We start from the raw sequence: 13735 nt of genomic DNA, 5'->3' as shown, positions 1-13735 counted from the left end.
AAATTACCGAAAGAAAGGAGAACCAAATTTGAAATTAAAGAACCTTTTCGAATTTAAAAGTGGTTCATTACAATCTAGACTAGAAGCCAATAATAAAAGTAATACAAAATCTTACTTTGTTTATGATAGAAATTGTTATTTAGAAGATACTTTTCAATCTCTAACAAATAATAGCAAAACAAAGCAAATAAAAACTACATCTGATGTGGTTCTGGTTAAGCAAGGTGACTTGATTTTTAACCTACAAAGTGGAAAAGCAGCCATTATAACTCAGAAACACGACAAATACATTTTAACACAGAATTTTGTTAAATTAATTCCTAGAACTTCTGTATCAATTGAATATATTCTTTTTCTATTAAACGAAAGTAGATGTTTTGATCGACAAATAAAAAAATATTTGCAGGGTAGCATTGTTTTTAAATATACAACAAAAATTCTCAAAGAAATTATTGTTCCGGAATTGAGCGTTGAAAATCAAAAAACAATTGGAAAGTTATATGTGGACCAGTTAAAACAGTCTAATCAATTGTATAAAAATATTTTAAATAGAGATAGGATTGTGTATCAAACTTTAGACAATATCATTGGTATTAAAGCAGAGGCGAAAAATGGCAATTGAAAACAGCGAATTAAAATTTGAAGATGAATTAATTGATTATTTAACTAAAATTGGTGGTGACAAGCAATGGACCTATATGTCAAAAATAAAAACGACTGAACAATTATGGGCGAACTTTAAGCAAATTTTAGAACAAAATAATCAAGATAAATTAGATCAGCCACTAACTACTAATGAATTTAACCAAGTTAAGGTGCAAATTAAGAATTTATCTACACCTTATGAAGCAGGGCAATTTTTATACGGAGTTAATGGAATTTCCCAAGTTGAAGTAGATTTGGATAATGGTAACCATGTTTTCCTTACCGTTTTTGATCAAAGTCATATTGGTGCTGGTAATACTGTTTATCAAGTTGTTAATCAGATTTGGCGTGACCCTGTAATAGTAGGTCGCAAAAGACGAAGATTTGATACTACCTTGTTAATTAATGGTCTGCCGATTATTCAGATTGAAGAAAAAGCTGATGCACATGATGCTAAAGAAGCACTCAATCAGATGCAACAATATATTTCAGAAAATCAGTATAGTGATATTTTTTCAACAGTACAGATTTTAGTTGCATTAACGCCGCATGACGCACGTTATATGGCTAATACCACTTTGGATAAGTTTAATACAGACTTTGCTTTTCGATGGCAACGAGAAAAAGACAACCATCCGGTATATGAATGGCGTGAGTTTGCTAGACAAATGCTTTCAATTCCGATGGCTCATGAAATGGCAACTAACTTTATGATTTTAGACGGTACAAAAAATCATGAAAATGTTAAAGTAATGCGTCCATATCAGGTATATGCAACTAAACAAATTTTAGAAAAATTACGGCATCATTCCTTTGGTTTTGACCCTAAAGAGGTTGGCTATATTTGGCATACAACAGGTTCTGGTAAAACTATTAGTTCCTTTAAAGCTGCTTGGTTAGCTGCCAGATTACCTAATGTTGATAAAGTTGTTTTTGCAGTTGATCGAAAAGCATTAACTAAGCAAACTTTTGAACAGTATTTATCCTATGATCCAACAGCAGATACTGCCGTTGGTGGATCAATTTCTAAAACTAAAAACCATTATGATTTAGGTCGGCAATTGAGGTCTAAAAGTAATAATATTATTGTGACTTCGATTCAGAAATTATCTAGTCTTGCTAGTCATAAAGAAGTTTATGGGTCTAATAAAAATATTGTCTTTATCATGGATGAAGCTCATCGTTCTACTGCTGGTGACATGATGCAAAAGATTAAGGCAGCATTTCCAAAATCAGCATTTGTTGGCTATACAGGAACGCCAAATTTTGATGCCAAAAAAGGTCCAACTACCCAAGAAGTATTCGGAGACCCGCTTCATATCTATACCATCAAGGACGCAATTTCTGATAAAAACGTCTTAGGTTTTAAAGTTGATTTTGAAACGACTTTATCAGAAGAAGTGATGAAGAACCAATATTTACCAAGATACTTTAAATTTAGATACCCTAAGTTTTCTCAAGCTCAAATTGAAGAGCGAATTAATAATTTAACACCCGATGATATGGATGAGATGGTGGAGCCAAGCGTCTATGATCGTAATCCTAAACATGTTGAAAAAGTGGTTGAGGATATTCTTGAAAAGTGGGACAAGCGTTCCAATAAAGGTCAATATAACGCGTTACTGACTACTCATGTTGGTCAAGGTTCTTCATCAGAAATGGCAATGATGTATCTTGATGAATTTAATAAGCAGATGGCAAATATGGCTAAGCCATTAAAGGTTGCCGTAACTTTTAGTCAAAGTACAAGTAATGATGATACCCAATTAATTAATAATACTAATTTAAGAAGAGCAATGGATAATTACAATTCACTGTTTAATACCAATTTTACAGATGATCAGGTAGATGATTATGAACAAGACCTGATGTCTAGGCTCAATCGCAGTGCTGATGATCGAAATTATCTGGATTTAGTAATTGTAGTTGATCAATTATTGACGGGCTTTGATGCTCCTGAATTAAATACTCTTTATGTTGACCGAACGCTGAAAGGGTCTGCTCTGATTCAAGCTTATTCAAGAACAAATAGGGTTCATGATATGCAGAAAAAGCCCTTTGGTCGCATTGTTAATTATCGCTGGCCTAAGAACGCTGAAAAGCTAATGAAGCAAGCTTTGGCAACTTATGCTGACAGGCAATCTGCTTTTGTGCAAGAAGAATTACCTGAAGTTGCCGCAACCTCAATTTTAGCAAAGTCGTACGATGAAGAAGTTGAAGCGCTAAAGAAGACAGTGGATGAATTAGCCACGTTAACTAATAATTTTGATGATATTCCTCATAGTGAAGTTAAACAAAAGCAAATGTATAACACTCTGAATGATTACAGTCATTCAATGGCTAGAATTAAGCAGGATGAGAAATATGATGAGGAACATCCAGAAAAATTATTGCAAGAGCTCGGAATGTCTGAAGATGATGAGGCAAAACTTACAGGTGCATTTACTAGTCAAATAAAAGAATGTGTAGCTAAAAGTCGGCATTTGGACGTTAGTGACTTAACTTTAGAAATGGAACATATCAAAGATATTGACGTTGACTATGACTACCTCGATGAATTAATTGCACAGTTGGCAAATCAAGTTAATGATGAGCAAATGACCGAGGCTGTTAAAACCAAACTGCAAATTGAAAACTTCATTGCCCAATTAGAAGATGAAAAATATGCTAAAGATGTTCAAACTGTAGCTAATGACTTAATGGTTCATAAAGTAGATATTCAAAAATATCCGGTTTTATCAGAAGAAGTAAAACAGTTAATTAAAGATCATACCGAGAAGAACCATCGAACAGAAATTCTAGACTTTAAGAAAAAATGGGGCTTAGTTGATATTACTGATTCACAAAGAATCAACGAGCTATTAGAAAAACACGTTGTTGGTCAAGATGACTTGGATGTTGAAGGCGGTCTATCCAAGATAGTGCAGGAAGGCCAACAGAATTACCAAAATGACGCAGAAGATACAATGGTTAGAGAACTTAGTAAAATTAAATATCATACTAAGTTGCGTCAATCATTTAAAAAGTTTGCAGATCAGTTAAATAAGTAAGGGAGAAACAAATGAGTGAAAATCGTGCTCAAGAAATTACAAGTAAATTATGGGCTATGGCCAATGAATTGCGAGGAAATATGGCAGCTGATGAATATCGTAATTATATTCTGGGTTTCATGTTTTATCGTTATTTGTCAGAAAATCAATTAGATCATTTACGTAAAAGTGATCTATTGACTGGAAATACTTTTGAAGAATTAAATAAAGACTATCTAGAGCAAGCAGTAGGAGATGAACTACAAGACTTCCTAACAGCAATTGCTGAAGACCTAGGTTATGCAATTGAGCCAGAATATACTTGGCAGTCAATTACTGATAAAGTCAATAATAATACGTTGAAGCCAGAAGACTTTCAAGAGATGTTTAATCGCTTCAACGACAACACTAAGATTAATACTGATGCCGAACAAGATTTTAGCGGGGTCTTTGCAGATATTAACTTAGGTAACAGTCGTTTAGGAAATAATACTAATCAACGTGCTAAGTCATTAATGAAGATTGTTAATTTGGTTGATCAGTTTGAATATAACGATGAATCTGGCCATGATATTCTAGGGGATGTTTATGAATATCTAATTGCTAAGTTTGCTGGTAATTCTGGTAAAAAAGCCGGGGAGTTTTATACACCACACCAAGTCTCACAAGTTTTAGCAAGATTGGCAACTGCATCTGCAACAGATAATGGTGAACCATTTAGTGTCTATGATGCTGCAATGGGATCAGGCTCGCTGTTATTAACAGTTCAAGGTGAATTAAGTAAGCAACTTGCTAAAAAGATTCCGGTCCGCTTTTATGGACAAGAATTAAATACGACAACATACAACTTAGCACGGATGAACTTAATGATGCACCATGTGCCATATCAGAATATGACTTTATCTAACGCTGATACTTTAGAAGAAGATTGGCCTAAACGTAAAAATACTGATGGTAGTGAAGGCCCACAAACTTTTGATGCAGTGGTTATGAACCCGCCATATTCACAAAAGTGGGATAATGACGACCGAAAATTAAAGGATCCGCGATTCGGAGAATATGGTGCATTACCACCTAAGAGTAAAGCAGATTATGCTTTTGTTTTGCACGGCTTATATCACTTGAAAGATAGCGGTACAATGGCGATTGTTTTACCTCACGGTGTCTTGTTTAGAGGTGCTAAAGAAGGAAAAATTCGTCAGGCGTTAATTGATAAGAATCGTCTTGATGCTGTAATTGGATTGCCAGCAGGGTTATTCTATTCGACTGGTATTCCAACAGTTATTTTGGTATTAAAGAAAAAGCGTGAGCGTAAAGATATCTTCTTTATTGATGCCAGCAAGGATTTTGAAAAGGGTAAAAATCAAAATCTATTGCGTGAAACGGATATTGATAAGATTGTTTCTACTTATCTTAAGCGTGAAGACGTTGATAAGTATGCCCATGACGCTAGTTTGGATGAAATTAAGGAAAACGAATATAACCTTAATATTCCACGTTATGTAGATACATTTGAAGAAGAACCACCTGTTGACATTAAAAAAGTCGTGGATGAAATTCAAGAAACTGATAAAAAGATTAAGGAGCTAAATAGCTCTATATTGGAAGATTTGAATGACTTAGTAGGTTCTGATGAACAATCAAATCAAGAAATAGAATTGCTGAAGGAGTTGTTCAAGAATGAGTAAAGATACTAATGTACCGCGGATTAGGTTTAAGGGATTCACTAACGCTTGGGAACGGCATAGAGTTGGAGATATTGGAAAAATCATAATGGGACAATCTCCTAATTCGAAGAATTATACTACAGATTCAAGTTATTATGTTTTAGTACAAGGAAAAGCTGATATTAAAAATAACAAAATTTGTCCTAGGGTATGGACAAAGCAAGTTACAAAATTGGCGAAGACAAATGATATACTTTTTACTGTTCGTGCACCTGTGGGAGAGGTATATAAAGCAAGTCTAGATGTGGTTATAGGTCGAGGTATGGCTTCAATTAAGGCGAATAACTTTATTTTTCAAAGACTTAAACTATTGAACCAAACTAATTATTGGTCAAGAATTAGTTCCGGATCAACTTTCGAAAGCATAAGCTCTAAGGAGCTAGAAAATACTGAAATTAAGATTACTACAATTAAAGAGCAAAAAGAAATATCTTATTTATTAGAATCGGTTGACATTCTTCTAACTCTCCAAGAACGTAAGCTAAAACTGTATAAACAACTCAAGAAATATTTGCTTCAAAAGATGTTTGCCAATGAACAGGAAAAAGCTCCACAAATTAGATTTAAAGGATTTGAGGAAGACTGGAAAAAGAAAAAATTAGGTGAAATTATGGAAGTTTCATCAGTAAAACGAGTTCATCAATCTGATTGGACAAACAAGGGAGTTAGATTTTTTAGAGCAAGAGACATAGTGTCTATTTCAAAACATATTGAACCAAGTGAAAAAATATATATTCCTTTTGAACTTTATAATAAGCTTTCAAAAATATCAGGAAAAGTAAAATTAGGTGATTTAATTGTTACTGGAGTAGGCTCTATAGGTATACCTCTATTAATAAGAGATACCAACCCAATTTATTTTAAAGATGGTAATATTATTTGGTTTAAAAATAGCGGAAAAATTTTTGGTGAATTCTTTTACTATTCTTTTATTGGAAACAGCATTCAAAAATATATTCATATCTCATCCGGCTCAGGAACTGTAGTAACATATACCATTAACAGTGGTAAAATAACCCCTATTAGACTTCCTAAATACGAAGAACAAGTCAAAGTAGGTAGTACATTAAAGAGAATTAACGAAAATATAAATTTTAATATGAATAAAAACAAATTTTTCAAACAGCTTAAACAATACCTTCTTCAAAACTTATTCTGCTAAGGTACATACAAAAAGCCATATTCTTCAACTAGATCAAGAATATGGCTTTTTTGTATAAAATTCTATTTTTTAAATAATTCTGCATGACTGCCTGTTCTAATAAGAGCCAAAGTTGTTTGAGTAATTTGATAGATTAACAACCAATCTGGCTTTATATGACATTCAAGATAATTAGAGTAAGTTCCATCTAAAGCATGATTTTTATAATTAGAGGGCAGGACATGATTTTGTTCTAGTTCATGAATAACTAACTTAAGTTGAGTCATTGGTAACCCTTGCTTATTACACCGCTTGACGTCTTTCCTAAACTTAGCTGTAACCTTAATATTTAACATATTTTAAATGCCCAAGTCATGCCATAATTCATCTGAATTATCGTAAGTCTTAGTCTTAGATAAATCTTCATGCATCGCATCTAACGTTTCTTCATTTGGGATTTCAGGTTTTTTAACTGCAAAAGGCAACCCATTATTCCATACAATTTGTTGATAAAAAATTTTCAAGGCAGTTGAACGATTAAGTCCTAAATCTTTTAAGATACCTTCTGCCTCATCCATAAGTTTACCATCCATTCGGGCCTGTAAAGTTTTATTCATAATATCACCTCAAATTAATTTTATTATTTTTATATGCAATTAGCAATAATTTATAACTACAATTGCATTGCTTTTTTAATCTTTATCCAAATGGTTTAAGCTAAGTAAGTCCTAGGGGCAAAATTATTTTGGGGGTATATTTTATGAAGAAGCAATTATTTTGGGAGTATTTTGAAGAATGGATAGAATTATATAAAAGTGGTGCAGTTAGACCTGTTACCTTTGCAAAGTATCAGATTACACTTAGAACATTAAAGAAATTAGCACCGCATGTTACTTTAGATCAATTAGACCGTAAATTATATCAAAAAATCATTAATGAATATGCGCAAAATCATGAACATCAAACAGTAATTGATTTTAATCGTCACCTTAAATCTTCGTTAGTTGATGCTCTTGATGATGAGTTAATTAAGCGTGATCCAACCCGTAAAGTTGTTATTAAAGGAACAATAAGTCGTAATCACAAAAAGAAATATCTTAGTCAAAAAGAACTAATCAAATTAATGCGAGAGTTGGAAATAGGTCCAAGAATTTCTTGGGACTATTTAATTTTGCTTGTTGCGAAAACGGGTTTAAGATTTAGTGAAGCATTGGGATTAACTGCTAAAGATTTTGATTTTGAAGCTAGAACTCTTAATGTTAATAAGACTTGGGATTATAAATCAAAAATTGGCAATTTTATTCCAACTAAAAATGATTCATCAATTCGCAAAATACCAATTGATAGCAAATTAAACACACAATTTAAACGTTTGACTAAGAAAATGGATGCAAGTAAACCAATATTTATTCAGGAGCAGCAACGAATATTTAATTCTACAATTAATAATCGCCTGGAAGTCTTATGCAGTCGTGCTAATATTCCAGTAATTAGTGTTCATGGTTTAAGACATACTCACGCTAGTGTGCTGCTTTACGCTGGTGTTTCAATTGCTTCAGTTGCCAGAAGATTAGGTCATTCTAGTATTACAACAACTCAAGAAACATATCTGCATGTGATTCGCGAACTAGATAATCAAGATAACGATAAAATTATTAAGTATATTTCAACATTGAAATAGTTGATGAGGTTAAGGCATGAAAGTTCACAAAAGATTATATCAATTACGAAAAAATTTAGATTATTCTAATTCTGTTAATGAAACTTTATATCTTAAAAATTCTGGTGTACTGAAAAACATTCGTGAACGACAAACAGATAAGACAGGATTTGCTAGCATAGATTGGTATAATTTATAGCGTATCATTGGTATTACCAATAATAAGCAAAAATAGTTTATATATTTTTTGTTCAAAGTTGTTGAAAATAGACGACAATTTTGAACAAATCAAATAAAAAGGACATACTTTTTCAGAATTAACTGAAAGACATATCCTTTTTCGTATGTATTATATTATGATTTAACAGAATAAATTTTGGAGAAGGTATTGTTTTACAGCACTTAAGAAATTTATCTGATTTTCTTGTAATAATAATTTTTTGTTGATTTTTTTAAGTTCATTGCTTATCAGATTTTGTTCGTCAATTAAAGGTACGTAAACTCCTATCTTTTTAAATAAAGGAAATTTCAAATTCCAAGTATCAGAAGTGAGACCTTGAGAGTGCTTTTGGAAAAGTTGTTTTATTTTCTCCTGTTTAAATAATTCAACAAAAAAATCAGGAGATGTTGATTTATTAGGTGTAATAACCGTATATGCAGGACTGACAATACCACAATAATTAGACACGCCACACGCCCCCTGCCACATACGCATAGTGTTATATGCAATATCATTAATGTTAACTAATTTATATTTTGACTTATCTTTACTTGAATTATCTTTTTTATTTAATTTGCAAAATGGAATAACGCCATGATTAATCGTTACAGAAAGCATTTTACCTTTTGAAGAACGTTTATTACTTTCAGAAAAATAATTTTCTAGCCTTTTCTTTTCCCATTTACCATCAAATCCCTTAAATCTAATTTGTGGAGCTTTTTCCTGTTCATTAGCAAACATCTTTTGAAGCAAATATTTCTTAAGTTGTTTATACAGTTCTAGCTTACGTTCTTGGAGTGTAATAAATTTTTGAATATTAGTAAGTAATATTCCTATATTTTGTTGCTCTAACAGTTGTGGGATATATATTTGCATTTCACTTAATTGATTAAAGGAAAGAGTATCTCTTACGCCTCCTTCCGAAAAAACTTCTCTTTGCTTTTCAAAATTCTGAGTTTTAAACCAATACCACAAATAAGTATCCCCAAGTTTTTCTGTAGTTTTAAAAGAAATATATAAAGGAGAAACAATAGAATTTTGTTTTCCTTGTGATTTATAGGCAATAGATCCCACATTAATACGTGATGGATTGTAAGCAAATGTATACTCACTTATGACAAAATAATTTGATAAGTCTGTGCTTGCAACTGAATAATCTCCAAACTGTTCAGTTTGTTTAATGAATCCCACTTTATTAGATATGGATTCTACATTATTAATTTTTAAATCTTTATTCTTTTTATTATTTCTAATCAGTAGGTCAATAAATTCATTCTGTTCCCAAGTAAATGTATTATGTGATAGAAACTAATTAATACTAAATTATCCAAATAATTATTGGCAGTATTCTAACTATCTGAGTAATACATTAAAGATAGGCGATAGCATAATAATTGTGTCATAACTTAGGTACTTAGTCATAGCTTAAACGAAAAGAAAAATTGATATTACAAAGCAAGAGTATAATTTTTATTCTCAAAATTCATGTGCTATAATGACAAAAGAAAAGGAGTTCTAATGGGAATAGAACTCCTCACAGAAGCCACTAGCTAAAGTGGTGGCAAATAGTAATTATCTAGTAATCATCAGCTCTGCCAAGCTAAAGTGATTACTTTTTGTTTCTCGTAAAAAATAGTTTGATTACAAGAAACAATCTTGCTAAAGCAATAATCCAAGTGGTTAAGGAATTTGTCGCATTCGTTAAAGAATACAGTAAGTAGCTTAATACGGTAAAGATAATTGCCAAACGCAAGATAAAAAGTGCAATACCCATAAAGGTATCGGGCTAACCTCCTTTCATTAGGATTTTGCATCAGGTGTAGACACACCATAAGCACCACCTCTTTTGAAGGAAATAGCCACCAGCTTTAGCTGTTCTGTAATAAATATTATATCTAAAAAATAGATATAAAGGAATACAATTATAGTTTTCCTATTTTAAAATAATCTGTTGTAATAACAATTGAAAGGCAGTTCTATTAGTTACCTGCAATATTTTACTATCTAAGTTATGCGTTAAAAATAAGCAATACAGCGATAATTAATCTAATTAATTGCTATAATAAGATTGATTAAAATTCTTTGATGATAGAAACGAGGAAACAGCGTGAAAATTGTAAATTTGGATAGTTATGCCTTGAACCCAGGTGACTTAGATTGGTCACCACTAAAAGAATTTGGCGAATACAGATTATATGATCGGACACCAGTTGATGATAACGCAGAAATTTTGCGTCGGATTGGTGATGCTGAGAAAGCCGGCTTTATATAAATAGTGAAAATTAAACGTTATTGAATAAAAAACAAAAGAGCAACTTTTCAATTTGAAGAGTTGCTCTTTCCTAGTGCAAAATTAAGAAGAAATTCTAATTATTTAGCATAACCTACTTTATACCAAAGTGGCTGATTGTTGTTTGATTGTGCTGGTTCCTTAGAATAGCCCGTAATATTAGAGTTAACAGCGGTAATTGTATAAGCATTATCGATTGGAATAGCCCATGCCTCATCAGTCATATACTTTTGCCATTCATGGAATTTCTGTACCCGATATTTGTGGTTGAATGCCTTAGGAGAATCAATTTCTTGTAATAATTTATTGTTTTCAGGTGTTACATAACGCATGTAATTCAAAATTGAAGTCTCACTATAATATGATTGTGGCGATGGCTCACTTGGCAGCCCCCAGCCGGCCATGTACATGTCAATTGATGGGTCATCATTTTGAATTTTGTCATAGAATGAATTAAATTCAGTTAATCGACCACCGGCTAATTTAACGTTTAAGCCAATCTTGTGCCACTGTTGTAAGTAATTTTGAACAATTGGTTCTTGGTTAGTGTCACCACTCATTGCTGCAAAGGTAATTGTCAACGGCTTGCCATTTGGCTGGACACGCCACTTGCCCTTCTTTTTGAAGCCAGCCTTATCTAAAATATTATTGGCCTTTTTCAAATCATAATTAAAGCCAGAATTGGTTTTATCTGAATAATCACCATATTGTGCTGGAATTAGGGTTGGTACACGGAACTTGATGCCATGAGTGTAGTGTTTATCTACTTGATCAACATTCATTGCGTAGCCGATAGCTTCACGTAATGCCTTATTGTTCATTTTAGAATTTTTGTTCATGACATTCTTATTCTCTTTGGCATTCCATTTACCGACTTTAAAGCCGATGTAGTGGTAAGATAGGGGAATTTGTGCAATAAAATTAACCTTTTTGGTGTTTTTAACCTGAATCCATTGTGTTGGTATGACATCTGCAACATCAAATTTATGACTCTTAATTGCCTGGGTTGCAGAGTTAGGAGCAACAACCTGAACAATTATTTTATTCAGTTTTGGTTGACCGCGCCAATAGTACTTATTAGGTGTCCAAGTTACAGATTGACCTCTGACAATTTTGCTGATTTTAAATGGACCGAAAAACAGTGGCTTTTTCCGAATTTGATCAGATGAAATTAATTTATTAAAAGGAACGTCCTTTAAGTAGTGGTATGGCTCTGCGGATTCCCAGAAATAACGGTTACCACTGTTGTACATGCCGGGCTTTAATTCATAAAAATGGATAATAATTGTCCGACCATTTTCACCATCAGGCATTTCGATACCAGAAATGCTTTGGGCTTTGCCATCATGGTAGTCTTTTAGACCTTTAATATTTTCTAAGTTTTTATTATAACGTTCAGATTTGGACTTTTTATTAGCAATGATTTCATAGGGATATTCCAAGTCCTTAGCTGTTACCTGGTGCCCATCTGACCACTTAACCCCATTTTTAACAGTAATTGTAACTGTATTATTTTTGCGATTTAGCTTTAAAGTCGCTGGGCCTTTGTCAGTAATTCGATAATGATTATCAGTATCAAAAAGGGTCTCAGCACCAGGACCGGCAACACTAGAGTCAATATCACTAGTTGACAATTCGTTTGAAAAAATTCCTGAAAATGGTGTGTCTGTTTCTAGAGCTAATTTTAATGTTCCACCTTGCTTGGCAGTTTTGGCAGGTGTAGTTTCTGGTAATTTGCTGACATCTTTGCTTTCATTGCTAGTATCGGCACTTTTACCACATGCTGTTAAGACTAAGAGAGTTGAAGTCATGATTCCGATTGAACCTAATAATTTGGCTGTTTTCATATTGTTACTCCTTAATATTAAAAAAATAATAATTTTGTTATATATTCTAACATATTATATTAATAAAATGAGGAAAAATTTAACATTTATTTATTTTTAATGTTTGCTGATAACTTTATATTAAATTTTAAAAAGCATTACCCTAATTATTGTTATAATGAATTAGAATTAATGCTTTTTAAATCTAGAAATGAGGGACTTACATGAAAATCGTTAATTTAGATAGTTATGCGCTTAATCCTGGTGATCTTGATTGGACACCACTAACCAAATTAGGTGACTGCAAATTTTATGATCGAACACCAATTACTGATAATCAGGAAATTTTAAAACGGATTGGTACTGCTGAAATTGTTTTAACTAATAAAACGCCACTTGATAAGGAAGTTATCATTAAAGCGCCTAATTTGAAGTATATTGGGGTTACGGCAACAGGCTATAATGTCATTGATCTTGCTGCAGCTGCAGAAGCTGGTGTAACAGTAACTAATGTTCCAAGTTATGGTTCAGATGCGGTTGCTCAATTTACTTTTGCGTTATTGCTGGAAATTACTAATCAAGTTGGCTTACACAATAAGTTAGTTCATGAAGGTAAGTGGACGAGTAATCCTGATTTTACTTTTTGGGCTAAGCCTTTAATGGAATTAACGGGTAAGACCTTGGGTTTAGTTGGTTTTGGAGCAATTGCTAAACGAGTAGCTGAAATTGGTCATGCTTTGGGGATGAAGATTATTTTTTATAATCATCGACCTAAAGCAATTACTAATACTTGGGTTAAGCAGGTTAGTCTTGAACAATTATATAAAGAGGCTGATGTTATCAGTTTACACGTGCCACAAACCCCTGAAACCACAAATTTGATTTGTACCCAAGCAATTAAGCAAATGAAAAAAGGGGTAATTATTCTGAATACTGCTCGCGGTGGGTTAATCAACGAAGCCGATCTTGCTGAAGCATTAAATAGTGGTCGGATAGCAGCTGCCGGGGTGGATGTTGCGCAGACAGAGCCGATCCCTGCTACTAGTCCATTGCTAACTGCTAAAAATTGCTATATTACACCACACATTGCTTGGGCTCCAAAGGAAACTCGCGATCGGTTATTACAAATTGTGTTTGCTAATTTGCGAGCTTACTTAAATGGTGAGAACTTAAACGTTGTTAGCGAATAAAATCGCC

The 13735-nt window shown here is 32.8% G+C and carries 11 protein-coding genes and 1 pseudogene; 8 read left to right on the top strand and 4 right to left on the bottom strand.

The annotated features are described in order from the left end of the window. Window positions 1–28 precede the first annotated feature (28 nt). From OZY43_RS05310 to OZY43_RS05295, 4 genes are read left to right on the top strand one after another with little or no spacing between them, the layout of a single operon-like run. A complete protein-coding gene (locus OZY43_RS05310; protein WP_277164042.1) occupies window positions 29–622 on the top strand; it encodes a hypothetical protein in 594 nt (197 codons plus the stop codon). Next, the gene (locus OZY43_RS05305; RefSeq protein ID WP_277164041.1) at window positions 612–3695 is read left to right on the top strand and encodes an HsdR family type I site-specific deoxyribonuclease; all 3084 of its coding nucleotides are present in this window, start codon (window positions 612–614) and stop codon (window positions 3693–3695) included. Before OZY43_RS05310 ends, OZY43_RS05305 begins: the two co-directional genes overlap by 11 nt. An 11-nt stretch (window positions 3696–3706) precedes the next feature. Then, a complete protein-coding gene (locus OZY43_RS05300) occupies window positions 3707–5362 on the top strand; it encodes a type I restriction-modification system subunit M (protein WP_277164040.1) in 1656 nt (551 codons plus the stop codon). Beyond that, entirely contained in the window at window positions 5355–6563 is a 1209-nt protein-coding gene (locus OZY43_RS05295) for a restriction endonuclease subunit S (RefSeq protein ID WP_277164039.1), read from the top strand. The genes OZY43_RS05300 and OZY43_RS05295 overlap by 8 nt, the downstream gene beginning before the upstream one ends. A 62-nt stretch (window positions 6564–6625) precedes the next feature. Here the strand turns inward: OZY43_RS05295 and OZY43_RS05290 are convergent, their stop codons facing one another. Both OZY43_RS05290 and OZY43_RS05285 read right to left on the bottom strand, forming a co-directional pair. Beyond that, window positions 6626–6898 (bottom strand): type II toxin-antitoxin system YafQ family toxin, encoded by a 273-nt coding sequence (locus tag OZY43_RS05290; protein ID WP_277164038.1) that lies wholly within the window; start codon window positions 6896–6898, stop codon window positions 6626–6628. A gap of 3 nt (window positions 6899–6901) precedes the next feature. Next, complete coding sequence (locus tag OZY43_RS05285) at window positions 6902–7159, bottom strand: type II toxin-antitoxin system RelB/DinJ family antitoxin (RefSeq protein WP_277164037.1); 258 nt, start codon at window positions 7157–7159, stop codon at window positions 6902–6904. A 143-nt stretch (window positions 7160–7302) separates the two neighbouring features. Between OZY43_RS05285 and OZY43_RS05280 the strand changes: the two genes are divergently transcribed. Together OZY43_RS05280 and OZY43_RS05275 are read left to right on the top strand one after the other, a co-directional pair. Then, window positions 7303–8223: a site-specific integrase gene (locus OZY43_RS05280; protein ID WP_277164036.1), complete on the top strand. Its 921-nt coding sequence runs from the start codon at window positions 7303–7305 to the stop codon at window positions 8221–8223. 16 nt (window positions 8224–8239) lie between these two features. Next, complete coding sequence (locus OZY43_RS05275) at window positions 8240–8401, top strand: hypothetical protein (RefSeq protein WP_277164035.1); 162 nt, start codon at window positions 8240–8242, stop codon at window positions 8399–8401. Between the two features lie 162 nt (window positions 8402–8563). Here the strand turns inward: OZY43_RS05275 and OZY43_RS05270 are convergent, their stop codons facing one another. Continuing rightward, the gene (locus tag OZY43_RS05270; RefSeq protein WP_277164034.1) at window positions 8564–9613 is read right to left on the bottom strand and encodes a restriction endonuclease subunit S; all 1050 of its coding nucleotides are present in this window, start codon (window positions 9611–9613) and stop codon (window positions 8564–8566) included. Window positions 9614–10529: 916 nt separating this feature from the next. Between OZY43_RS05270 and OZY43_RS05265 the strand changes: the two are divergent. After that, a pseudogene (locus OZY43_RS05265) lies at window positions 10530–10676 on the top strand (D-2-hydroxyacid dehydrogenase); the annotation flags it as partial. Between the two features lie 116 nt (window positions 10677–10792). Here OZY43_RS05265 and OZY43_RS05260 read toward each other — a convergent pair. Continuing rightward, window positions 10793–12559, bottom strand: coding sequence for an oligopeptide ABC transporter substrate-binding protein (locus OZY43_RS05260; protein ID WP_277164033.1), 1767 nt, complete (start codon window positions 12557–12559; stop codon window positions 10793–10795). A gap of 203 nt (window positions 12560–12762) precedes the next feature. Here OZY43_RS05260 and OZY43_RS05255 point away from each other — a divergent pair, with 203 nt between their 5' ends. Further along, window positions 12763–13728: a D-2-hydroxyacid dehydrogenase gene (locus tag OZY43_RS05255; RefSeq protein ID WP_277164032.1), complete on the top strand. Its 966-nt coding sequence runs from the start codon at window positions 12763–12765 to the stop codon at window positions 13726–13728. Window positions 13729–13735: the final 7 nt, after the last annotated feature.

Origin of the sequence: Lactobacillus sp. ESL0785 (assembly GCF_029395455.1) — a bacterium.
Classification (GTDB): Bacteria; Bacillota; Bacilli; order Lactobacillales; family Lactobacillaceae; genus Lactobacillus.
The sequence above is the reverse complement of the archived record's forward strand: the minus strand, read 5'-3'. Positions and strand labels throughout refer to the sequence as shown.